Source organism: Ruegeria sp. YTSA219, from assembly GCF_059609985.1.
Genome location: NZ_JBXWMT010000001.1, coordinates 358,171 through 380,541 on the forward strand (window position 1 = coordinate 358,171; position 22,371 = coordinate 380,541).

The window sequence follows — 22,371 nt, forward strand, 5'->3', positions numbered from 1 at the left end:
GTCAGACCAATCTGACCTTGGTGCCAACCTGAACCAGCGGATATAACTCTTCAACATGCTGATTATAAAGGCCAATACATCCAGAAGAACTTTGGCGTCCAATCTTGCGTGTATCGTGCGTGCCGTGCACCAGATATGCTGGCCAGCCCAGATACATCGCCCGCGTACCCAGCGGATTTCCGGACTCGCCACCTTCAATTCGGATGGGCAGGTTCGGGTCGCGCTCGCGCATTGAGGCGGTCGGGGTCCAGCTTGGGTTTTCGCGCTTGCGTACTACTTCGGTATAACCACGCCTTGTGAGTTCTTCGCTCATAGGGACTGAGCTGGGGTACAGTTTGTACGTCCCGTCAGCCCCCCAATAGTGTACAGCGCGGCTTGTGATATCTGCCAGCAGGCAGCCGACACCTAACTGATCGAAGTGATCCTGCCAATTTTGGTGCGAGAATGAGGAGACATTCCGCCGCACAGCTAGCTGTGTGCTGATCGCTTCTTCGTCGAGTGGGAAAGCATCGGCGCTGCTTTGTGCGCGCACCAGTGCAGGTGTCATCAACAGAGACGCTGCACCTAACAATGCAGAGCGACGGGTCATGCGGGGATCTGACAAATTGGCCTCCGGTTCAGGAACTGCTCGCGCGGAACTGCGTGTAACTTATGTTTTTCTGATCAGATTTCCTAGGGAGTGTTGAGTGAATTTATTGTGAAGCGAACATCACAAGCGAAACTTGGCCGTGTATTGAAAAAGCCCGGCCAGTGGTGGCCGGGCTCTGTGGATCCACAGCTTTCGTTTGGATCAGTCCATGGCTTTGAAGTTGAACTCGCCGCCTTCTTTGATGCCTGAAGGCCAACGCGCGGTGACCGTTTTTGTGCGTGTATAGAATTTGAAGCTATCCGCACCATGCTGGTTCAGGTCACCGAACATGGATTTCTTCCAACCGCCAAAGGTGTGATAGGCCAACGGAACCGGGATCGGAACGTTGATACCGACCATGCCGATATTGATCCGGCTGGCAAAGTCACGCGCGGTATCTCCATCGCGGGTGAAGATAGCCGTGCCATTGCCGTATTCGTGGTCCATAGCCAAGCCAATCGCTTCTTCGTACGATCCTGCGCGGACGGTCGACAAAACCGGACCAAAGATCTCTTGCTTATAGATGTCCATGTCGGGCGTCACGTGGTCAAACAGGTGAGGGCCGACGAAGAAGCCGTCTTCATAGCCCTGCAGGCTAAAGTCGCGATTATCGACAACCAGTTTGGCACCCTGTTCAACGCCCGAGCTGATCAGTCCCAAAATGCGCTCTTTGGCAGCACCGGTCACGACCGGTCCCATGTCAACATCATCGCCGGCAGTATAGGGGCCGACCTTCAGTTTCTCGATACGCGGAATAAGCTTTTCGATCAGCGCGTCGGCGGTATCCTCTCCGACCGGGACGGCAACCGATACGGCCATGCAGCGTTCGCCAGCCGCGCCGAAACCGGCGCCAACCAGGGCATCTGCTGCCTGGTCAAGATCGGCGTCGGGCATGACGATCATGTGGTTCTTGGCGCCGCCGAAACACTGCGCGCGTTTGCCGTTGGCCGTGGCGCGCGAATAGATGTACTGCGCGATAGGGGTCGAGCCCACAAAGGAAACGCCCTGAATGATCTCGCTGTCCAACAGGGTGTCCACGGCCTCTTTGTCGCCATTGACCACTTGGAACACACCTTTGGGCAAACCTGCCTCAACGAAAAGTTCCGCCAGCATCAAAGGTACTGAAGGATCGCGCTCGGACGGTTTCAGAACAACAGCGTTGCCACAGGCCAGGGCAGGGCCCACATGCCACAGAGGCATCATGGCTGGGAAGTTGAACGGCATGATCGAGGCCACAACCCCTAAAGGCTGGCGCATAGAATACATGTCGATGCCTGGGCCCGCACTGTCGGTGAATTCGCCTTTCAACATCTGCGGAGCACCGATGCAGTATTCGATCACTTCTAGACCGCGCTGCAGATCGCCTTTCGCGTCAGGGATCGTCTTGCCGTGCTCGCGGCTCAGCGCTTCGGCCAGCTTGTCCATGTCGCGGTTCATCAGGTGAACCATCGCCATCATCACGCGCCCGCGTTTTTGCGGGTTCGTTGCACCCCAGGCCGGTTGTGCGGCTGCGGCGCTAGCAATGGCTGCTGTGGTCTCGGCACCACTTGCCATCGGGCATTTGTACTGTACCTCGCCGGTAGCGGGGTTGAACACGTCATCATATCGGCCGGACGTGCCGGCGACATTCTCACCGTTGATGAAATGGGACAGTTCGTTCATTGCGAATTCCTCCGAAGGTCTGCGCGCAGAATAGGCTTGCATAAATGGCTTGAACAGAGGCAATGTCCCAAAGGTGTTTTGCAAAATTGCAAAGGTGAAGCGTGACACCTAATTGGGATGATATGAGGGTCTTTCTGGCCGTAGCCCGCGAAGAAAGCCTTTCGGCGGCGGGACGATTACTTCGGATTGACCCGGCTACGGTCGGACGCCGTGTAGCGCGGTTGGAAGCGTCTCTGGATGCGCCGCTGTTCACCAAATCGCAGCAGGGATATGTGCTGACCTCAGCTGGTGAGCGTTTGATGGACCACGGTCTAAAAGCCGAAGAGGCGATGCGAGCTGCAGCAGGCGCCATGGCAGAACCATCTGAGAGGTTGAGCGGGCAAATCCGGATCGGCGCACCGGACGGGTGTGCGAACTACTTGTTGCCGCAGGTGTGTGGCAAGATCTGTGACGCCAATCCCAATCTGGACATACAAATTCTGGCCTTGCCGCGCGTCATCAACCTTTCACGCCGTGAAGCCGATATGGCCGTGACCGTCAGCGCACCGACCGCTGGAAAACTGCTTGTACAGAAAATTACCGATTACAAACTTCATCTTGTCGCAACGCAGGAATACCTTGCCGATCACCCTGCGGTTCATTCCATCAGCACGTTAGGGGGGCATCGTATGATCGGATACATACCTGATATGATATTCGACCGCGAACTGGACTATCTGGTCGATCTGGGTGTTGACCGTGTCGCGCTGGCCTCGAATTCGGTCTCTGTCCAACTGCGGCAGGTTTCGCAGGGATCAGGGATCTGCATTGCGCATGATTTCACACTGCCATTTCACCCGAAGTTGAAGAAAATATTGGTTGATCAAGTGAGTTTGACACGCAGTTTTCATCTGGTTCGACATCAAGGTGACCAACGAAACGAGCGGCTGAATCGGTTCGCGCAGGCCCTGTCCCAAGGGATTCGCGATGAAGTTGAGCGGCTTGAGGCTGAAGCTTCACCTTGACAGGCTATTTCATTCCGGCAACGCTTTGGAAAACACGATGTTATTTCGGAGGTTACGTCAATGCTTGTTCAGGCCATTCTGAAATCCAAAGCCACCGGAGGCGTGGTGACAGTTGCTCCTTCGCGCACAGTTTCAGAGGTTGCAGGAATCCTTGCAGAAAAGCGCATCGGAACGGTGGTTGTATCAGAAGACGGCGGCAAGACCGCATCGGGCATCTTATCAGAGCGTGACATTGTGCGCGAACTGGCCGCAAGCGGCAGCGGATGCCTATCAAAACCCGTAAGCGCGTATATGACCCGCGAGCTGGTGACAGCGACGCAACAGGATACTGTCCAGGATATAATGTCGCGGATGACCGAAGGGCGCTTTCGCCATATGCCGGTTGTTGAGGACGGTAACCTCGTTGGCATTGTTACCCTAGGCGACGTTGTCAAAGCACAGCTTTCCGAACTGGCAATGGAAAAAGACGCATTGGAAGGCATGATCATGGGCCATTAAGCCCATAGAAACGCGACGCAACTACTTGCACCCATAGCCAAGTTATGTTTGCTTGCGCAGAAATTTCGTTGCGCAGGAGGCGGCAATGAGGGTTGGATTGTATCCCGGAACATTTGATCCGATCACCCTGGGTCATATTGATATCATCCGTCGCGCGGCCGCTCTGGTTGACAAGCTCGTGATTGGGGTGGCGATCAATCGGGAAAAGGGGCCGTTATTTTCGTTGGAAGAACGGGTCGAGATGATCGAAGCCGAATGTTCCTTTCTTTCCGAACAGACCGGAACTGAAATTGTCGCCCATCCTTTTGAAAACCTGCTTATCAACTGTGCCCGCGACGTAGGTGCTCAGGTCATTGTCAGAGGCCTGCGTGCTGTTGCGGATTTCGAGTATGAGTTCCAGATGGTCGGTATGAACCGCGCTTTGGACGACTCGATCGAGACGGTGTTCCTTATGGCTGAGGCCCGCCATCAGGCGATTGCCTCGAAACTGGTGAAAGAGATCGCGCGATTGAACGGGGACGTGTCGAATTTCGTCACGCCCCGCGTAAATGACGCGCTGCGTGCGCGCTTAGGATAGCGCGCCCATCGCGGCCGCCGTGTCCAGCATCCGGTTAGAAAAGCCCCATTCATTGTCGTACCAGGCCAGCACCCGGACCAACGTGCCGTCTGTCACCTTGGTTTCAGCCAAAGAGACGGTCGAACTGTGTGCGTCGTGATTGAAGTCGATCGACACTAGTGGGCGGCTTTCCGCAGCCAGGACACCGCGAATATTGGCCGCGGCATCAATGAACAACTGGTTGACCTCTTCTTCGGTTGTTGGGCGCGACACCTCGGCCACCAGATCCACAACCGAGACGTTCGGAGTGGGAACACGGATTGCCTGTCCAGTCAATTTACCTGCCAACTGGGGCAATACGAGACCTACGGCTGAGGCTGCCCCCGTAGTGGTGGGAATCATCGACAATGCAGCCGCGCGTGACAGATACGGGTCTTTTCCGGCGGTATCGTGAACTGGTTGGCTGGCTGTATAGGCATGAACGGTTGTCATGTTTCCGTGGACAATGCCCAAACCCTCGTCCAGCGCCGCAGCAACGGGCGACAAACAGTTGGTCGTGCAGGATGCGTTCGAAACGATCGTATCCTCGACGGTCAGTTCATGGTTATTTACCCCGAAGACGATAGTTTTGACCGCACCATCCCCGCGGGCAGGAGCAGAAATCAGAACTTTTTTGGCGCCGTTGTCAAAATGGCGCGCCGCGGCTTCGCGCGTGCGGAACACGCCTGTGCATTCGAGAACAACGTCAATATCGGACCAAACGAGTTTCTCAGGCTCGCGTTCGCTGGTTAGGCGGATTGGGCCTGCACCGACATCCAAACCGGCGTCGGTCAGGGAAACGGGCTTTGTATAACGTCCATGCACACTGTCGAATTCAAAGAGATGCGCGTTAATTTCGGGCTTGGCCAAATCGTTTATGGCCACGATCTGAACGTCGGTCCGCCCAGATTCCATCAAGGCCCGCAAAACACCGCGCCCGATCCGTCCAAATCCATTGATTGCCAACTTGAGTGTCATGGTCTGCTCCGTCTGGGTGTCTGTTATTGCAAAGTTAGCGCTAACAAAGCTAGATCAAGGAAAAAGTCAAGAAAAACCTCTGTCAGCGCCAGAAGGCGAGCCAGTCCAGGAAGGTGTAAAGTTTCTTTCCCAGGAAGATCAGGTTCTCAGAGTCGAACATTGCGTAATCGACTAGCAGACAGCCAAGTATTAGAAAGCCAAGCCAGATAGCAATTTGATTGGTCATGTTGGCCCCGAATGAAAACACCCGCCCAGATAAACTGAGCGGGTGTAAAGGTACAACATTTCTACGGCGTTTTAGTTAAGCCGTCCCATGGCCACGGCGACGTCTGCCATACGGACCGAGAAGGCCCATTCGTTGTCATACCAAGCCAGAACACGAACCATGCGGTTGTTAACAACCCGTGTCTGGTCTGGTGCGAAAATCGAGCTTTCTTCGGTATGATTGAAATCGGTCGAGACCAGCGGCGCAGGCTCATAGCCCACGACGCGCTGCATTGATCCCCGTGATGCTTCACGAACGATGGCATTAACATCTTCGACAGTCACGTCACGCGCCGCATGGAAAGTCAGGTCGACAGCAGAAACGTTTGGTGTTGGTACACGGATAGCCGAGCCGTCCAAACGACCCTTCAGGTTCGGCAGAACTTCGCCCAGAGCTTTGGCTGCACCTGTTGAAGTTGGGATCATGGACATTGCCGCAGCGCGCGCGCGATACAGGTCACTATGACGGCGATCCAGTGTCGGCTGGTCGCCGGTATAGGCATGGATCGTAGTCATGATACCGTGTTCGATCCCGATACCTTCGTCCAGCACCTTGGCAAGCGGAGCAAGGCAGTTCGTAGTGCAAGAGCCATTCGAAACCATTCTATCTTCAGTAACCAGGCTGTTGTGGTTCACGCCATAGACAATGGTTTTATCAACATTCTTGCCTGGCGCAGACAAAAGAACCTTCTGAGCACCGCGTTCCAGATGCGTTTTGGCTTTCAGGCCATCGTTGAATTTTCCGGTGCATTCCAAAACGACGTCACAACCTTCCCAATCAAGCTCGTTCATATCGTAAGTCGAGAACACCTCCATTGGGCCGCGGCCCAAATCCATGGTGTTGCCTTCGATCGAAACATCGCGGGGAAAGCGGCCGTGGATGCTGTCGTATTTCAGCAGGTGGGCGGTAGTTTCCAATGGGCCGGTCGCGTTGACCTTGATCACTTCGATGTCGTTGCGGGCCGATGCCGCAATATGCGACAGGGTGCAGCGGCCGATACGGCCAAATCCATTGATGCCGACCTTGATGGTCATCTGACGTCTCCAAAAATGCGCTTGCTCTGCGGGGCATATAGCGGCACAGACGCTTTCTCAAAAGGGCAAAAGTGACATATTCTTAACGTGTTAGCGCAAACCTTCGCCGGTTGCGCTAACGCTTGCGCTAGCCGTCGGATCGGGTAGGGTCCCCTGGCGACAGGTGAGATGAGAGGAAACACGCATGAGTGGTTTGTTGGCACTGTTGGATGATGTTGCTGGCATAGCAAAGGTTGCTGCAGCGTCAGTGGACGATGTGGTCGCTGCCGCTGGCAAGGCCGGGGCCAAGACTGCGGGCGTGATCATCGATGATGCAGCAGTTACTCCGAAATATGTGCAGGGCTTTGCCCCGGCGCGGGAATTGCCGATCATCTGGCGCATTGCGCGCGGCTCGATTTTCAACAAGATTATCCTGCTGTTGCCAGTCGCCTTGTTGCTGGCCAATTTTGCACCCTGGTTGATAACGCCCTTGTTGATGCTTGGCGGGTCCTATTTGTGCTTCGAAGGGGCAGAAAAGATATTTCACCTGCTTTTCCCTCATGGCAGCCACGTTATAGACGAAGATATGAAGGTCAAAGACCCGGGCCATCTGGAAGAGCAGAAGGTCAAGGGGGCGATCAAAACCGATTTCATCTTGTCCGCCGAGATCATGACAATCGCCCTTGCCGCCATCGAAGCACCGAATATCTGGATGCAGGCGGCAACGCTGGCCGTTGTTGGACTAGGTGTGACCCTGGCCGTTTATGGCTCGGTCGCCTTGATCGTGAAGATGGACGATGTGGGCCTTTTCCTGGCGCGGAACGCACCAACGCCGATCGGGCGCGGATTGGGGCGTGGATTGGTTAAGGCGATGCCGGTTGTCATGAAAGTGCTGTCGATTGTCGGCACAGCTGCGATGCTGTGGGTTGGCGGCTCGATCATCATTCACGGGCTTGAGGTTCTGGGTTTTGGCTGGTTGGGACATCAGATCCATGACATGGCCTATGCAGCCGGGCATGCGGTTTCGGCGCAATGGGAAGGTGCCGTGGAGTGGATTTCCAAAGCCACGATGGATGGCATTTTCGGACTGGCCTGGGGGTTCGTGCTGATCCCGATTGCAACCAAAGTGGTCGCGCCGATTTTGTCTCGGAAATCTGAAACGCATTAATCAGAAAACGAAAAGGGCGGCGCATGGCCGCCCTTCGCTTGATGTTTGAAATTGGGAATTACAGCTCCAGTAATTCCTTGACCTTTGCAACTGTGGCCTCGGCAGTGATGCCGAAATGTTTGTACAGTTCATCAGCGGGGGCAGACGCGCCAAAGCCCGACATGCCGATGAAGCCTGCCTTGGCGTCACGGCCGCGTTCACCCAGCAGCCAGCGGTCCCAGCCTCCGGCGCGGACGGCGGCCTCGATGCCGACACGGACGGCTCCACCGGGCAGAACCCGCTTGCGATACGCTTCATCCTGCTCGGCGAACAGTTCCATGCATGGCATCGACACGACGCGCGTGCCAATGCCCTCGGCCTCGAGCATCGCCTTGGCTTCCATCGCCAGCGACACTTCCGAACCGGTTGCGATCAGGATTGCCTGACGCTTGCCTTCGGCTTCGGCTAGAACATAGCCGCCTTGTGCAGTCAGGTTTTTGGTTTTGTGATCCTTGCGTACGGTCGGCACGCCCTGGCGGGTCAGAGACAAGACCGAAGGGCTGTCCTTGAAGGTCAGCGCCAGTTCCCAGGATTCCGCTGTTTCAACGGCATCCGCCGGGCGGAACACATAGGTATTCGGTGTCGCGCGTGAGATTGCCAGATGCTCGACCGGCTGGTGGGTCGGGCCGTCTTCGCCCAGACCGATCGAGTCATGGGTCATCACAAAGACCGTGGGTATCTTCATCAGCGCTGCAAGCCGCATCGAGGGCCGCGCATAGTCGGTGAACGCCATGAAGGTACCGCCATAGGGACGGATGCCGCCATGCAGCGCCATACCGTTCATCGCGGCGGCCATGCCGTGTTCGCGGATACCGTAATGGATGTACCGACCCTTGCGGTTTTCCGGCAGGAACACGCCCATATCGGCCGATTTCGTGTTGTTCGAACCGGTCAGGTCAGCAGACCCGCCAATAGTTTCCGGCATGATCGGATTGACCACGTTCAGAACTTTTTCGGACGAGGCACGGGTGGCCAACTTGGGCTGATCTTCCGACATCTGCTTTTTGAACGAGCGGATGGCACCGGCCAGTTTTTTGGGTGCCTCGAACGCATAAGAGCGGTTGAACTCGGCCTGTTTGCGTTCAGAGATTTGCGCGAAACGCTCCTCCCACGCAGACCGCTCGGCCGCGCCGCGGGAACCGATTGCTTCCCAGGCGGTTTTGACATTTGGCGGAATTTCGAAGGCGCCATGCGGGGCGGCATAGGCCTCTTTGGCCGCTTTCAGCTGTTCCTGATCGGTCAGGGCGCCGTGGCCTTTCGAGGTATCCTGCGCGGCGTGACCCAAAGCAATATGGCTTTCACAGGCGATCATGGTCGGCTTGTTTGACGATTTCGCCTTGGTGATGGCCTCGTCGATGGCCTGCGGATCATGACCATCAATCTCGATGACCTGCCAGCCCGAGGCGGCAAAACGTTTCACCTGATCGGTCCGGTCAGCGATGTCGACCGTGCCGTCGATGGTGATGTTGTTGTTGTCCCAGAACACGATCAGCTTACCCAGCTCGTGACGGCCGGCCAGCGTGATGGCCTCTTGGCTAACGCCTTCCATAAGGCAGCCGTCGCCCGCGATGACATAGGTATAGTGATCTACGATCTTCTTGCCGTAATGAGCGCGCTGAATTTCCTCGGCCATGGCAAAACCAACGGCGTTCGAGATCCCCTGACCCAGCGGGCCGGTTGTTGTTTCGATCCCGTTGACAAGGAAGTTCTCGGGGTGACCTGCAGTTTTTGCGCCCAGCTGACGGAAATTCTTGATCTGTTCCAGCGTAACGTCAGCGTTCCCAGTGAGATACAACAGCGAATAGATCAGCATCGAGCCGTGACCGGCGGACAGGATGAACCGGTCGCGGTCGGGCCAGTTTGGGGCCGAGGCATCGAATTTCAGGTGCTTTTCGAACAGTACAGTCGCGACATCGGCCATGCCCATTGGCATACCGGAATGGCCGGAATTGGCGGCGGCGACGGCGTCGAGGGTCAATGTGCGGATGGCCGCAGCTTTGTCCCAGTGTTCGGGGTTGGCATTGCGCAGCGCAGTCAGGTCCACGGGTGTTGTTCCTTTGGATTACAGGCAGATGGCCGCTCAATACCATTCAGCCCTCAAAGTGCAAGTAGAACTGGGTGCTGCAGGGTTTTGCTGGATCAAGAATGTGACCCAAGTCGTTGAAAGCAAACAGTGGGTATTTTCGATGCCATTGGGTTAGACTAGGCCAAGACGCGTACAAGGTTGATTCGGATAACCTCGCGAAACAAAGGAACCTTGATAAAAAAGGTGGCAGGGGCATGAGCCAGATCGAAGAACTACAACGCCGTATTGTGGCCGCGATGGATCGGATTGGATCCGGCATTGCGACAATGGCGGAAGTTGGCGCAGGCAACAGTGGAGAAGATGACACTCTGCGTGTAGCTCTGGATGATGAGAGGGTTGCGAATGCTCAACTTGAAGAGCGTCTCAGATCATTAAAAGAAAGGCACGATTCCGAAGTCGATGCCATGCGCCTAGAAATCGAAGGCTTGCGTAATACCCCGTCCGATAATCAGGAAAGTGCAGCGCTGCGCGAGCAACTCGACGATGCCAGGGCACAGCTTGCCTCGGTCGAAGCCGCACGGGCCGAGTTGGCAAGCGCAAAGGCTGCATTGGAAGATCAGGATGTTGTCGAAGAACTGAAAGCCGAAAATGCCCGTCTTCGTTCGGAATTGGCGGATAGTGAACGCGTGGCGGAACTCAGCGCCGAGTTAGAAATGCTGCGCGCCGAACGCAGTAGCCATGGCGCGGCGATGTCGCGTCTGGATGATGATCTCCAGCGCATGCGCAAAGCCAACGAACAACTACGAATGTCGATCGAAGAGCTGCGCGCAGCTGCAGAAGACGGAATGACCGATGCGGATCTATTGAACCGTGCCACAGCTGCCGAGCTTGAGGCAACGCGCGCAGCGCAGGCCACCGATGCGGCCGAAGCACATGCCGTGCTGGCCCGGTTGGAACCGTTGCTGTCTCAGGCGAAACTGGCCGAAGGAGAGGTGGAATAATGCCTGAATTGACCATTCAAATCGGGGGGCGCGGCTTTGAGGTTTCATGCCAGGAAGGCGAAGAGGTTTTCCTGCAAGCTGCTGCTAAATTGCTGGATGATGAAGCGCAGGTATTGTCGGATCAGATCGGTCGGATGCCTGAATCCCGGATGCTTTTGATGGCTGGATTGATGTTGGCAGACAAAGCCGCCGCCACGGGTGACAAGATCAACTCGCTGGAAAATAAGCTAGCGGAGGCCGAAGCCGAGCTTCGGAACCTGCGCAGCATGCCACAGCCCGAGCCGGAAAGAATTGAAGTTGCCGTGGTTCCACCTTCGGTCACCGACACCTTGGCAGAATTGGCTGCTCGGGCCGAGGCAATGGCGGCATTCATAGAAGAAAAGTCAACGAAATGATAAATATGCGTACTATTGCTATTGCAACTTTCATGTCTGTGTCAGCGCAGGTTTCCTGGGCTGGGATCGATATTCTGCCCGTCACATTTACTTGTGATAACGGCGTGCCTCTTGAGGTTGCCTATTTCAATGCCGAGGATGGATCCAGCGCGGCAGCCATGATGGTCGACAATAAGCTGGTGACTTTGCGCCAAGCTCAGAGCGGCTCTGGTATTCGCTATGAATCCGACGGAACAACTGGCACTTACATCCTGCGCTCCAAAGGCTGGGACGCCACGGTGAGCTTTCTGGCGACAGGTGCAGATGCCGCCAGCGAGCAGGTCTTATTGGGAAATTGCGTCAGCCGCTGATCAGGCGTTTGCTTCCCTGATTTTATCAGCGGCTTCCTTGTTGTAGCCGACACCGTTGTCATCAAACAAGGTGTCCAGCTCACCTGACAGGGTCATCTCGGTGATGATGTCGCATCCACCTACGAACTCGCCTTTGACATAGAGTTGCGGAACAGTCGGCCAGTCAGAATAGTCCTTGATCCCCTGACGCAAGCCTTCGTCGGCTAGTACATTCACGTCAGCAAATTCTACGCCCATGTAGTTCAGCACGCCTGCCACGCGCGAGGAGAATCCGCATTGCGGCATTTCCTTGGTGCCTTTCATATATAGCACCACATCATTGGCTTTGACGGTCTCGTCGATCTGGGTTTTCACGTCGGTCATCTTGGTCATCCTTTTCGCCCGCATCTTCGGCGGTCGTTTCGTTCTCTGCTTGGCCAGGAGCCCAGCCTTCTTTTTCCAATCGTTGGTGCTCGGCCTGTGCCAGCGTCACCGGATCAAGCCCGTACCGTTCAATGCCGCCAACCTTGCTGATTTTGTCGGGGTCCGGGCGCATGTCAGCAAATTTACGCTTTCTGTTGCGTTTTACATAGGCCTCGATCAGCGCGGCGACAACTATCAATGCTGCGATTGCGCAAATGCTGACGAGCCAAAGGTTCATTTCTTGGGGGCCATGGTTTTTGCGTATGCCTGTGGGTCCCGAGGAATAACGATTGCACTAACACCACCGCCTCTGCCTCCGTCTGTCGTTGACGCGACTAGAGTCGCATTCTGGCTGGAGGTTGCCCCCTTGGGATCGCGCGTAACTGGTTTTCGGTCAGAGCGGCTACGTCTGACAATAACCACTACATAAATACCAAGGATGGCAATCAGCACGACACCCCAAATAGCATATGCCCCAAAAGTCGTGCTCACTCAGGCACTTTCGTCGTCAGCGCCAGCGCGTGCAAGTCGCCGTCCGGGCCGTCCATCTTGCCTTTGAGGGCTGCATAGACTGCTCGCTGTTGTTGCACCCGGTTTTTGCCACGAAAGCTCTCATCCACGACCATGGCCGACATATGTACGCCGTCGCTGCCGCCGACCTGAATGTCCGCATCGGGAAACGCGTCGCGCAGCAGGTTCTCAATCTCGTGGGCGCTCATCGGCATGTAGGTTTCTCCTGAAAGTCTTTCCCAAGATGTAGTGCGCCGGGGCGGGGCGCGCAAGGGTCAGATAGACGCCCCGAAATGACAAAAACCTGCACTTGTCAAAGTGCAGGTTTTCAGAAGCGCAGGTGCCAAAATCAGGCGACGGCTTCGGCGAAGCTGTTGCGGAAAGTGGCAGTCAGTTCATCAAGCAAGGCCTCAGAAGAGCCGATGCGGACGCTGTCGCCCGTGAACCGCCCGACCGATACCAGTGGAACGCCAGCCTGACCTGCGGCAATCATCAGGGCTTCGGCCTGGTCAAAGTTGCAGGCGACCAGATAACGGGCCTGATCCTCGCCAAACAGGAATTCGGTCGAGGCGTCGTCAAGCGTTATGCCGACGCCGGTTGCTTCGGCCAGTTCGAAGGCTGCCAATGCCAGACCACCATCGCCAAGATCGGTGCAAGCCTTGATCATCTCTCGGTTTGCGCGGATGAACTCTCCGTTGCGCTTTTCGGCGTCCAGATCGACATGCGGCGCGTCGCCATCTTCGCGGTTGAACACTTCGGCCAGAAGCGCGGATTGGCCCAGATGCCCCTGCGTTTCGCCGATGACCAGAGCCACGTGGCCGTCGCGGACCTCATTACCTATGATCTCGTCCGTGTGCGCCAGAAGGCCGACCGCTCCAATTGTCGGGGTCGGCAGGATCGCCTGACCGTCGGTTTCGTTGTAAAGCGACACGTTGCCGGACACGATGGGCATATCCAACGCTGCGACGGCCTTACCAATGCCTTGGATCGCGCCGACGAACTGGCCCATGATCTCGGGCTTTTCTGGGTTGCCAAAATTCAGGTTGTCAGTGGTCGCCAGCGGCAATGCCCCGACGGCGGTCAGGTTGCGGTAGGCTTCGGCAACAGCTTGCTTGCCGCCTTCAACAGGGTTGGCTCGCACATAGCGCGGGGTCACGTCACTGGTGAAAGCAAGAACCTTGTCGGTGCCGTGTACACGAACCATGCCGGCGCCCAGACCAGGTGTACGCACGGAATCGGCCATAACCATGGTGTCATACTGCTCGTAAACCCATTGCTTGCCCGCATAGTTTGGCGAAGCGAGCAGGGCGCGCAGACCGTCGATTGGGTCGATCTGAGGCACGTCGGCCAGATCTTCTGCTTGCGGTGTAGGCTCCCACGGGCGATCATATTCGGGCGCGGTTGAGGAGAGTTTGGACAGAACCAGATCGGCTTTGACCTCACCATTATGCATGATTAGAAAGCGATCTTCGGCGACGGTTTCACCCACGATGGCGAAATCTAGGTCCCATTTATCGAAAACGGCGCGAGCCTCGGCCTCAAGCTCGGGTTTGAGAACCATCAACATGCGTTCTTGGGATTCCGACAGCATCATCTCATAGGCTGTCATGTTCTCTTCGCGCTGGGGGACGTTTTCCAGATCAAGCCGAACGCCCAGACCGCCTTTGTCACCCATCTCAACTGCGGAACAGGTCAGGCCCGCCGCACCCATGTCTTGGATCGAGATCACCGCGCCGGTCTGCATCAGCTCCAGCGTCGCTTCCATCAGGCGTTTTTCGGTGAAGGGGTCGCCGACCTGAACGGTGGGGCGCTTTTCTTCGATGGTGTCGTCAAACTCGGCGCTGGCCATGGTGGCACCGCCGACGCCGTCGCGCCCGGTTTTCGCACCGAGATAGACAACGGGCATGCCGACGCCCGACGCGGCTGAGTAGAAAATCTTGTCACTGTCTGCCAGCCCGGCTGCGAAGGCATTCACAAGGCAGTTGCCATTATAGGCCGGGTGAAAGCGCACTTCGCCGCCAACGCAAGGGACGCCGAAACAGTTGCCATAGCCGCCGATACCTTCGACCACGCCATTGACCAGCTGACGGGTCTTGTGGTGGCCGGGTTCACCAAAAGACAGCGCGTTCATCGAGGCAATTGGGCGCGCACCCATGGTGAAAACGTCGCGCAGGATACCTCCAACACCTGTGGCTGCACCTTGATAGGGTTCGATGTAAGACGGATGGTTGTGGCTTTCCATCTTGAAGACCACGGCCTGACCATCGCCGATATCGACCACACCTGCATTTTCACCCGGTCCGCAGATCACCTGGGGTCCAGAGGTGGGCAGGGTGCGCAGCCATTTCTTAGAAGATTTGTAGGAACAATGCTCGTTCCACATGGCCGAGAAAATGCCCAACTCGGTAAAGGTTGGCTCGCGCCCGATAATCTCCAGGATCATCTCGTATTCTTCGGGTTTCAACCCGTGCGCGGCAATCAGATCCGGTGTGATGGCGGGCTCTTGCATCGTTTGTCCTGTATCCATGGTGGCCGAGATTGCGGGCCTTGTAGGGCAAGGGCGCGTCTGTGGGAAGGGCCAAGTCAGCGCAGGGTCGAATAACGTAACCGGCATATGCCAATTTCGAGCTTTTCTGCGCTTTGTGTACCCAGAAAAAAAAACGGAACCGCGCTAGTGGCCGGTTCCGTCTATAGTATTTCCTGCCAGACGGCCCAAAAGCCGCGTGGCGTCTGTATCTGGTCTTTAAGCTGGGGTTTCTCCCTTGTTGATCGAGTCCGCCGCAGCGGCCCCAACAGCAGCTTTTTGTTGTTCGGTAAGGTTCTCGGCCTCTTCCAGACCAGGAATTGCTACGCGAACTTCGCGGCGGGCAAAGTCGATGCCATTGGCATTGAACTCGGCCTTCACCCGGTTGAAGATTTCCTTGCGAAGCGTGAACTGCTTGCCCGGCTTGGCCATGAACTTGCCGCGGATGATCATGCCAACATCGTCAAAGTCGAAAACACCTTGCGATTTGAAGGGCTGCAAGAAGCCTTCTTTGTGGGTTTCGTCCGCCATCATCTCGGCGCCGATCTTCTTGAAGATCTTCTTGACCTTGTTGGGATCAGTGTCAAACGGCACGGTGAACTTTAGCTTCATGATCACCCAGTCACGGCTGAAATTGGTCAGCTTTTGAATCTCGCCATAGGGGATCGTGTGAACGGGCCCACGGTGATGGCGGAGCTGCATCGAACGGATCGAGATTTTCTCGACGGTGCCCATGGTGCCGCCGACATCGACATATTCACCCACGCGAAACGCATCGTCGATAAGGAAGAAGACACCGCCGACGATATCTGCCACCAGCTTCTGAGCGCCGAAACCGATCGCAAGACCAAGGACACCAGCACCTGCCAGAAGTGGGGTGATGTTGATGCCCAGCGCGCCCAATGCGAGCAGGCCGAAGATGACCGCAATCGTGACTTGCGCCGTGATCCGCAGCAAGGGAAGAACCGTCGCCAGACGTGAACCGCCTGCGCCGCCACCCTCGCCACCGGCCTCTTCATCCAGCTCTTCTGCCGTTGTCTGTTCCTTGGCAAGACGACGGTTGATCCATAGTGAGACGACCTCGTTCAAGATGTATCCGACAGCGATGATCATCAGGAATTCGATTACCGTACCGCCAACGTCGGTTCCGATCCCGGCAGAGGCGACATGTCGAAGATCAAGCTGCCAGACCCGTGCGATCATAAAGACCACAAACAGGCCCGCCAGCACGCGACCGATCCGGATATAGCTGCGCTTGGCTGATTTATAGGCGCGTTCGGCCAATGGTCCGTCGCCCAACATTGGGGGTTGAAGATGGCGCACTAGGCCACGGATCAGCGTATCAAGCGCTGGTGCGATCAGCAGCCAGAACATCGTCGTGAAATGTGGCCCTTTGCCAAGCAAGGCAAGTGTTCTGGGATCACGCTGTGCGATCAGGAATTCGACCAGGAACCATATCACCACCGATACGCCGATAGCGAAGTAGGGATAGTAATGAGCGACCTTTTCATCAAATTTGGTGTGGTCCGGATCCGTGCCCAACATCATCTGAGACAACCCTTCGCGCGCGGTCCAGGCGATGATCCCAATGTATATATGGATGCCAGCGTTCAGCCAGAAACCGATACGCGTATCGGCCGGGGTGATACCGTTAAGCAAGTTGAACCGTACGATAAAGAGCGTGAGGCCGATCAATAGAAGAAGGCCAATCAGGTTGCGATGCAGATATTTGGCCCAATGATCGTCTATGTTGACCAACCGGTAATGTGGCTTTTTGGGCGCCAGCACAAAGCGTGAGGCGGCTGCGCCCAGACGCGGAATCCAAATCAGGTAGAAAACGAATGGGGCGGCATAGGTAAGCTGTTCTGTCGTCAGCAAGCCCCGTCCAATCGCCCGGATAACAACATAGAACACAACAAGTCCTGCGATTTCCCGGCAGAATCGGCGGAACAAGTAACGTACCGCGCTCCAAAGATCGGCATCAGAATTCCCATCGGGCTCTTCGTGCCATTTGCGGGTGAGAAACCCAAACAATTTTTCAGCAGCGTATCCGGCCACCAGAACTGCTAGGATCAGCCCAAACAGGCCAAACACCCCGGTAGATCCGAATTTCGCTGAGAAATTGCTGAACGCTTCAACCTGGGCGCTGACAATATTTGGCAATGTGGTCAAAACCTGCGTCCAAGAGGTAACCATCTCGGCCCAGATTTCACTGATTTCGGTAAGCGGATCTTCATGGTTTTCGTTTGCTGCCGCCTGCCTTTCTGCAACCGCGTCGAGCCGTTCCAGCAAAATGGCGCGAACCTGATCGTCGGACATACGTGCCACCAAGCCATCAACCTGATCGGGCGTCAGGTCCTCTGGAATTGTGACCGTAGACGACGCGGTCCCACTGTCTTGTGCGTGTACTGGTACCGCAAGAAGAATGGCGGAAATCAACGCCAGTAATAGGCGGAGTGGATGGTGCATGAATTTTCCCTCGAACACGAATTTTTGATCTTTTACGGGATCATAGGCGCGGAGGTGGAAATTTCCCAGCAGTTTTCGGCTGTTCGGTGTCACCGATTAAGCCAGGACCAAAAAAAAAGGCCGAGCACTAAGCTCGGCCGTAGTCCAACAGGGAGGTATGAAGATGATGAGCGTTACAGCATCACCGCCTTCGAGTGCTCATTTAGGCATCAGTTTGATAACGATCAAGGCGTTTCAGTGTGATAGTCCGTCATGTCCGCTATGACGTTGACGCATAGCTATAGTTTCCCCATTTTCTTCAGGTGTTTACGCTGCGCGATGATCTCGTCCTGCACAAAATCGCGGAAGGCTGCCACGCGTTTGGAATGGCGTAACTCTTCGGGGTAGGCGAGATAAACAGGAACGTCAGCCGTTTCGATGTCTGAAAGTACCGGCAGCAGATGCGGGAAATCATGCGTGACATAATCGGGCAGCAAGCCAATTCCCAGATTGTGCAGTACGCCCTGCAAGACACCGAAATAGTTGTTCACTGTCAGCAACGACGCCGGGTTATAGGTCATCAGATGCCGTACCATTGCCGCACTGGCCCCTACTTGGGGGGCTGAGGGGGTCTGACAGATAAGTCGATGGCTCGAGATTTCTTCGAGGGAGGCAGGTTGACCGCTTTCCTTTAGATATTCCGGGGTAGCATAAAGCAGCATCTGTACTGTCATCAGGCGCTTGCGCACCAGATCTGCCTGGCTAGGCTCTTTCATACGGATGGCGACATCGGCCTCGCGCATTGGCAGGTCAAGAACGCGTTCCTCAAGCATGAGGTCGATATTTAGGTCCGGGTATTGTTCATACAGCTTTGGCAACCTCGGAGCGAGCCATAGGGTCCCGAACCCAAATGTGGTTGTGACCCGTAGCACACCAAAGACTTCTTCTTCGCTGTCTCGTATGCGCGCCGCTGCCGCGTCCAGTCGCTTGGACATTGCCGAGGTGGCGTCGAACAGCAGCTCACCCTGTTCGGTCAGAATTAGACCGCGGGCGTGACGATGGAACAACGTCGAATCAAGTGACTCTTCCAATGCCCGAATTTGTCTGCTGACTGCCGATTGAGATAGGTTCAGCTTATCGCCTGCATGTGTCAGGCTGCCCGCATCTGCAACCGCGTGAAATATCCTAAGCTTGTCCCAATCCATCGCCGCAACTTTCGTTATCCTGCCGAACGCCTATATGAAATAGGTGACAACTTCCACATTCAAACGGCGAAATCCTTGCGTTTCAGAGGATAAGCTCTAGGCAGGTCAGTTATTATGACCTAATATGGAAGCAGATGAAGCACACTGATCTGACGAGGGGAGGCGTTTGATGAGTAAGCCACAAATTTCTTTGAACGACCGTTTCGACCTAAGCAAAAACACGGTTTTATTGAACGGCACTCAGGCGCTTGTGCGCCTTATGCTGATGCAAAAAGCGCGCGACACGAAATCGGGTCTGAACACTGCAGGATTGGTGACGGGATACCGCGGATCGCCTCTTGGAGCGGTCGACCAGCAGATGATGCGCGCGCAGAAACAGCTGACAGAAAGCCATGTCACTTTTCAATACGGTCTGAACGAGGATCTTGCGGCAACCGCGCTTTGGGGCAGTCAGCAGGCCGGGTTAAGGGGTGACGGCAAGTTCGATGGCGTCTTTGGTCTGTGGTACGGAAAAGGACCTGGTGTAGATCGGTCAGGCGACGTGATGCGCCATGCCAATATGGCAGGGACTGCGGCACATGGTGGCGTTCTGATGGCCATGGGTGATGATCACACGGGCGAAAGCTCGACCGTGCTGCATCAGTCCGAGTGGTCGTTGGTTGATATGTACATGCCAGTGGTCAGCCCGGCCGGAGTACAGGAGATACTCGACTACGGCGTTTACGGATTCGCGCTCAGCCGGTTCGCCGGTGTCTGGGTCGGCCTCAAGACCATGAAGGACACGATAGAGGTGACTTCGGTCGTTGATGGCAACCCCGATCGCATGAATGTCGTGGTGCCCGAGTTTGATATGCCCGAAGGAGGGCTGAACATCCGGCTTGGCGATACGCCTCATCTGCAGGAAGAGCGCATTATTGATTACAAGCGTTTTGCGGCTGAAACGTTTTCACGCGCTAACCGGATGGACAAACGTGTCTGGGGCAAACCCGGTGCAAAGATCGGACTGGTGGCCGCTGGCAAGAACTGGCTGGACCTCGCCCATGCGCTTTCCCTGCTGAATATTGATGAGGCCGAAGCCGAGCGCCTTGGCATCACGACCTATAAGGTCGGACAGACATTCCCTCTGGATATGGCCGGATTTCACGACTGGGCAGAGGGTCTGGACCTGATCGTAATCGTTGAGGAAAAACGCAAGCTGATCGAGGTTCAGGTCAAAGAAGCGATCTTTGACGACCGCCGTGGTCGACGAGTCTATGGCTGGTACAAGGGCGGTGCTGGGACGCTGCATCGGGAAGAGCTGTTTCCCACCCGCGGTGCCCTTGATCCGAACATGATCGCAGAAAAGCTGGGCGGTATCCTGATTGAAGAAGGCCGTGATACCGACGGGGTCCGCGCAGGTTTGACCAAGTTGACCGAAGCGCGCCGGGCGGACAATGCCGAGGAAATAGCTTCGCGCCTTCCGTATTTCTGTTCAGGATGCCCGCATAACAGTTCGACCAAGGTACCAGACGGAAGCCGGGCCTATGCAGGCATCGGATGCCATTACATGGTTCAGTGGATGGATCGAAGCACATTTGGCTTTACTCAGATGGGTGGCGAAGGGGCAAACTGGATCGGGGAAGAGCCGTTCTCGACCACCAATCATGTGTTCCAGAACCTCGGAGACGGCACCTATAACCATTCCGGTGTTCAGGCGATCCGGGCAGCTTTGTCGGCGGGTACGAACATCACCTTCAAGATTCTGTTCAACGATGCAGTCGCAATGACGGGCGGGCAGGGCAATGAGGGTGATCTGACCGCCGAAAGGATCGCGGCCGAGGTCAAGGCTATGGGCGTCACACATGTCGCGCTCGTCTATGACGAAAAAGAAGATGTAAACTTCAAAGCCTTACCCGCAGGGGTAGAGAGCTTTGAGCGCGCCGAACTGATGACTGTGCAAGAGAAATTCCGCACCTATGAGGGCGTCTCGGTCATCGTCTATGTCCAGACCTGCGCCGCTGAGAAACGCCGTCGTCGTAAACGCGGAACCTTTCCCGACCCGGACAAAAGGGTCTTTATCAATACGGATGTCTGTGAGGGCTGCGGTGACTGCGGCATCCAATCGAACTGTGTTTCGATTGTTCCCAAGGAAACCGAACTTGGCCGGAAACGCGCGATTGACCAATCAAGCTGTAACAAGGATTTTTCGTGTCTGAGAGGGTTCTGCCCCTCCTTTGTGACGCTGGAAGGCGCGAAGATTCGCAAAGAAGCGACGACCGAACTTGATCTGCCCGATCTTCCGATGCCCGAGCTGCCTGAAATAGTGGGCACACATAATGTTGTCATCACCGGCATCGGCGGGACCGGAGTTGTCACGCTGGGGGCGATTCTGGCACAGGCGGCCCAGATTGACGGCAAAGGCGCCGGAATGATGGAGATGGCAGGCTTGGCCCAGAAAGGCGGTGCGGTTCATATTCATTGCCGTATTGCCAACCGGCCAGATGATATCAGTGCAATACGTGTGGCAACGGGTGAAGCCGACACATTGATCGGTGGTGATTTGGTTGTGTCCGCCGGGGCCAAAACACTTGGCCTGACACGCTTGGGTCAGACCGGAGCGGTGGTCAACAGCCACGAAACCGTTACCGGTGATTTCACGCGCGACACTAAGTTTAGGATTCCTGGTGAGAGGCTGGAACTGGCGCTGCAAGCACGATTGAAAGAAGACGTTTCCCTGTTTGATGCCACTGAGCTTGCGCGCGCAGTGATGGGAGATTCAATCTATTCGAACATGATGGTTTTTGGGGCCGCATGGCAGCGCGGGCTGATACCCGTCAGCCTCGATGCGGTGATTGCAGCCATTGATCTGAACGGAACGGCGGTAGAACGCAACAAAAGAGCCTTTGAAATCGGTCGTTGGGCGGTTCTACACCCGGAAAAAGTCGATGAGATTCTACGGCCAAGTGTTTCCGACCTCCCTAAATCACCAGAGCAGGTCATCGCGTTCCGCACCGATCATCTGACCCAGTATCAAAGCGCTCGTTTGGCGAAACGCTACCGCAAAATCGTTGACTCGTTTGAGGATGCAGAAATTCGTGATGCAGTCGCAAAAGGGTATCATAAGCTGTTGTCTTACAAGGACGAATACGAAGTGGCCCGGTTGTTACTGTCCAGTCGGGAGAAAGCCGCCGCCGAATTTGATGGCGAATTCAAAATGACTTTCCACCTTGCCCCGCCGCTGCTTGGTGGCAAAGGACCAGATGGCCGACCCCGCAAACGGAGTTTCGGCGAATGGATGCTGAAGCCGCTGAAATTCATGTCTCGGCTAAAAGTTCTTCGAGGTACTCCGCTGGATATCTTTGGCTATAGTGTCGAACGTCGAATGGAGCGCGCGCTGATCAAGCAATATGAGCGTGATCTCAAAGAGATCACTCCTCTGATTTCCATCCAAACAAAGGATGCCGTAATTGCGCTCGCTAAGTTGCCCTTGGATATCAAAGGTTTTGGACCCGTCCTTAAGGCGAATGAGGCGAGCGCCGCCAAACGCAGAGAGGAATTGTTGACCACGATACGGAACGGAGGACCTGAATTACAGGCCGCCGCCGAGTAATTCGTCACAACCGTGTCACGACAGCTAGGCAAAATTGTTACTTGCATTTAAAATGCAGGTACAAAACCGGA

General features: G+C 55.7%; 20 protein-coding genes. 8 read left to right on the forward strand and 12 right to left on the reverse strand.

Annotated features, from left to right (window positions below; all coding sequences use genetic code 11):
* Nucleotide 1 precedes the first annotated feature (1 nt).
* On the reverse strand, nt 2–589 hold the full coding sequence (locus AC2FFB_RS01790) for a L,D-transpeptidase (RefSeq protein WP_271946907.1): 588 nt from the start codon (nt 587–589) through the stop codon (nt 2–4).
* 201 nt (nt 590–790) lie between these two features.
* Nucleotides 791–2,290: a CoA-acylating methylmalonate-semialdehyde dehydrogenase gene (locus tag AC2FFB_RS01795; RefSeq protein ID WP_496712563.1), complete on the reverse strand. Its 1,500-nt coding sequence runs from the start codon at nt 2,288–2,290 to the stop codon at nt 791–793.
* A gap of 101 nt (nt 2,291–2,391) precedes the next feature.
* Here AC2FFB_RS01795 and AC2FFB_RS01800 point away from each other — a divergent pair, with 101 nt between their 5' ends.
* The 3 genes from AC2FFB_RS01800 to coaD all read left to right on the forward strand — a co-directional run bounded on the left by AC2FFB_RS01800 (nt 2,392) and on the right by coaD (nt 4,369).
* On the forward strand, nt 2,392–3,294 hold the full coding sequence (locus AC2FFB_RS01800; RefSeq protein ID WP_281972156.1) for a LysR family transcriptional regulator: 903 nt from the start codon (nt 2,392–2,394) through the stop codon (nt 3,292–3,294).
* 60 nt (nt 3,295–3,354) lie between these two features.
* The gene (locus AC2FFB_RS01805) at nt 3,355–3,792 is read left to right on the forward strand and encodes a CBS domain-containing protein (protein WP_142634023.1); all 438 of its coding nucleotides are present in this window, start codon (nt 3,355–3,357) and stop codon (nt 3,790–3,792) included.
* An 85-nt stretch (nt 3,793–3,877) separates the two neighbouring features.
* On the forward strand, nt 3,878–4,369 hold the full coding sequence (gene coaD / locus AC2FFB_RS01810) for a pantetheine-phosphate adenylyltransferase (RefSeq protein ID WP_142634021.1): 492 nt from the start codon (nt 3,878–3,880) through the stop codon (nt 4,367–4,369).
* On the opposite strand, the gene gap (AC2FFB_RS01815) is transcribed toward coaD, so the two are convergent.
* From gap (AC2FFB_RS01815) to gap (AC2FFB_RS01825), 3 genes are all read right to left on the reverse strand, one after another.
* On the reverse strand, nt 4,361–5,365 hold the full coding sequence (gap, locus tag AC2FFB_RS01815; RefSeq protein ID WP_496687940.1) for a type I glyceraldehyde-3-phosphate dehydrogenase: 1,005 nt from the start codon (nt 5,363–5,365) through the stop codon (nt 4,361–4,363). The two genes, coaD and gap (AC2FFB_RS01815), sit on opposite strands and share 9 nt — an antisense overlap.
* Before the next feature lie 82 nt (nt 5,366–5,447).
* A complete protein-coding gene (locus AC2FFB_RS01820; RefSeq protein ID WP_496687942.1) occupies nt 5,448–5,591 on the reverse strand; it encodes a hypothetical protein in 144 nt (47 codons plus the stop codon).
* A 71-nt stretch (nt 5,592–5,662) separates the two neighbouring features.
* Nucleotides 5,663–6,664, reverse strand: coding sequence for a type I glyceraldehyde-3-phosphate dehydrogenase (gap, locus tag AC2FFB_RS01825; protein ID WP_142634017.1), 1,002 nt, complete (start codon nt 6,662–6,664; stop codon nt 5,663–5,665).
* Between the two features lie 184 nt (nt 6,665–6,848).
* Between gap (AC2FFB_RS01825) and AC2FFB_RS01830 the strand changes: the two genes are divergently transcribed.
* The gene (locus AC2FFB_RS01830) at nt 6,849–7,811 is read left to right on the forward strand and encodes a DUF808 domain-containing protein (RefSeq protein ID WP_142634015.1); all 963 of its coding nucleotides are present in this window, start codon (nt 6,849–6,851) and stop codon (nt 7,809–7,811) included.
* A 58-nt stretch (nt 7,812–7,869) separates the two neighbouring features.
* Here AC2FFB_RS01830 and tkt read toward each other — a convergent pair whose 3' ends face one another.
* Nucleotides 7,870–9,894, reverse strand: coding sequence for a transketolase (gene tkt / locus AC2FFB_RS01835; protein WP_496712559.1), 2,025 nt, complete (start codon nt 9,892–9,894; stop codon nt 7,870–7,872).
* A gap of 236 nt (nt 9,895–10,130) precedes the next feature.
* Between tkt and AC2FFB_RS01840 the strand changes: the two genes are divergently transcribed.
* Genes AC2FFB_RS01840 through AC2FFB_RS01850 form a run of 3 tightly spaced genes read left to right on the forward strand, consistent with a single transcriptional unit; the run spans nt 10,131 to nt 11,622 of the window.
* The gene (locus AC2FFB_RS01840) at nt 10,131–10,877 is read left to right on the forward strand and encodes a hypothetical protein (RefSeq protein ID WP_496693208.1); all 747 of its coding nucleotides are present in this window, start codon (nt 10,131–10,133) and stop codon (nt 10,875–10,877) included.
* The gene (locus AC2FFB_RS01845) at nt 10,877–11,272 is read left to right on the forward strand and encodes a cell division protein ZapA (RefSeq protein ID WP_281994664.1); all 396 of its coding nucleotides are present in this window, start codon (nt 10,877–10,879) and stop codon (nt 11,270–11,272) included. The genes AC2FFB_RS01840 and AC2FFB_RS01845 overlap by 1 nt, the downstream gene beginning before the upstream one ends.
* A 32-nt stretch (nt 11,273–11,304) precedes the next feature.
* Complete coding sequence (locus tag AC2FFB_RS01850; RefSeq protein ID WP_271946931.1) at nt 11,305–11,622, forward strand: MliC family protein; 318 nt, start codon at nt 11,305–11,307, stop codon at nt 11,620–11,622.
* On the opposite strand, the gene grxD is transcribed toward AC2FFB_RS01850, so the two are convergent.
* The 6 genes from grxD to AC2FFB_RS01880 form a co-directional block, all read right to left on the reverse strand.
* Complete coding sequence (gene grxD / locus AC2FFB_RS01855; protein WP_281972151.1) at nt 11,623–11,985, reverse strand: Grx4 family monothiol glutaredoxin; 363 nt, start codon at nt 11,983–11,985, stop codon at nt 11,623–11,625.
* A complete protein-coding gene (locus AC2FFB_RS01860) occupies nt 11,939–12,262 on the reverse strand; it encodes a hypothetical protein (protein WP_496693207.1) in 324 nt (107 codons plus the stop codon). Before AC2FFB_RS01860 ends, grxD begins: the two co-directional genes overlap by 47 nt.
* A gap of 250 nt (nt 12,263–12,512) precedes the next feature.
* Nucleotides 12,513–12,749 (reverse strand): BolA/IbaG family iron-sulfur metabolism protein, encoded by a 237-nt coding sequence (locus tag AC2FFB_RS01865; RefSeq protein ID WP_142634001.1) that lies wholly within the window; start codon nt 12,747–12,749, stop codon nt 12,513–12,515.
* 134 nt (nt 12,750–12,883) lie between these two features.
* Nucleotides 12,884–15,043 (reverse strand): phosphoribosylformylglycinamidine synthase subunit PurL, encoded by a 2,160-nt coding sequence (purL, locus tag AC2FFB_RS01870; protein ID WP_142635129.1) that lies wholly within the window; start codon nt 15,041–15,043, stop codon nt 12,884–12,886.
* A 234-nt stretch (nt 15,044–15,277) separates the two neighbouring features.
* Nucleotides 15,278–17,527, reverse strand: coding sequence for a mechanosensitive ion channel family protein (locus AC2FFB_RS01875; protein WP_496874425.1), 2,250 nt, complete (start codon nt 17,525–17,527; stop codon nt 15,278–15,280).
* 278 nt (nt 17,528–17,805) lie between these two features.
* Nucleotides 17,806–18,711: a LysR family transcriptional regulator gene (locus tag AC2FFB_RS01880; protein ID WP_142633997.1), complete on the reverse strand. Its 906-nt coding sequence runs from the start codon at nt 18,709–18,711 to the stop codon at nt 17,806–17,808.
* Nucleotides 18,712–18,880: 169 nt separating this feature from the next.
* On the opposite strand from AC2FFB_RS01880, the gene AC2FFB_RS01885 reads away from it, so the two are divergent.
* Nucleotides 18,881–22,300 carry an indolepyruvate ferredoxin oxidoreductase family protein gene (locus tag AC2FFB_RS01885; protein ID WP_496874426.1) on the forward strand — a complete coding sequence of 1,140 codons (3,420 nt, stop codon included), beginning with the start codon at nt 18,881–18,883 and terminating at the stop codon, nt 22,298–22,300.
* Nucleotides 22,301–22,371 lie beyond the last annotated feature (71 nt).

Coding starts and splice junctions, on each gene's coding strand:
- AC2FFB_RS01790 (WP_271946907.1), bottom strand. CDS start 589: ATGACCCGTCGCTCTGCATTGTTAGGTGCAGCGTCTCTGTTGATGACA.
- AC2FFB_RS01795 (WP_496712563.1), bottom strand. CDS start 2,290: ATGAACGAACTGTCCCATTTCATCAACGGTGAGAATGTCGCCGGCACG.
- AC2FFB_RS01805 (WP_142634023.1), top strand. CDS start 3,355: ATGCTTGTTCAGGCCATTCTGAAATCCAAAGCCACCGGAGGCGTGGTG.
- coaD (WP_142634021.1), top strand. CDS start 3,878: ATGAGGGTTGGATTGTATCCCGGAACATTTGATCCGATCACCCTGGGT.
- gap (WP_496687940.1), bottom strand. CDS start 5,365: ATGACACTCAAGTTGGCAATCAATGGATTTGGACGGATCGGGCGCGGT.
- AC2FFB_RS01820 (WP_496687942.1), bottom strand. CDS start 5,591: ATGACCAATCAAATTGCTATCTGGCTTGGCTTTCTAATACTTGGCTGT.
- gap (WP_142634017.1), bottom strand. CDS start 6,664: ATGACCATCAAGGTCGGCATCAATGGATTTGGCCGTATCGGCCGCTGC.
- AC2FFB_RS01830 (WP_142634015.1), top strand. CDS start 6,849: ATGAGTGGTTTGTTGGCACTGTTGGATGATGTTGCTGGCATAGCAAAG.
- AC2FFB_RS01840 (WP_496693208.1), top strand. CDS start 10,131: ATGAGCCAGATCGAAGAACTACAACGCCGTATTGTGGCCGCGATGGAT.
- AC2FFB_RS01845 (WP_281994664.1), top strand. CDS start 10,877: ATGCCTGAATTGACCATTCAAATCGGGGGGCGCGGCTTTGAGGTTTCA.
- AC2FFB_RS01850 (WP_271946931.1), top strand. CDS start 11,305: ATGTCTGTGTCAGCGCAGGTTTCCTGGGCTGGGATCGATATTCTGCCC.
- grxD (WP_281972151.1), bottom strand. CDS start 11,985: ATGACCGACGTGAAAACCCAGATCGACGAGACCGTCAAAGCCAATGAT.
- AC2FFB_RS01860 (WP_496693207.1), bottom strand. CDS start 12,262: ATGAACCTTTGGCTCGTCAGCATTTGCGCAATCGCAGCATTGATAGTT.
- AC2FFB_RS01865 (WP_142634001.1), bottom strand. CDS start 12,749: ATGCCGATGAGCGCCCACGAGATTGAGAACCTGCTGCGCGACGCGTTT.
- purL (WP_142635129.1), bottom strand. CDS start 15,043: ATGCAAGAGCCCGCCATCACACCGGATCTGATTGCCGCGCACGGGTTG.
- AC2FFB_RS01875 (WP_496874425.1), bottom strand. CDS start 17,527: ATGCACCATCCACTCCGCCTATTACTGGCGTTGATTTCCGCCATTCTT.
- AC2FFB_RS01880 (WP_142633997.1), bottom strand. CDS start 18,711: ATGGATTGGGACAAGCTTAGGATATTTCACGCGGTTGCAGATGCGGGC.
- AC2FFB_RS01885 (WP_496874426.1), top strand. CDS start 18,881: ATGAGTAAGCCACAAATTTCTTTGAACGACCGTTTCGACCTAAGCAAA.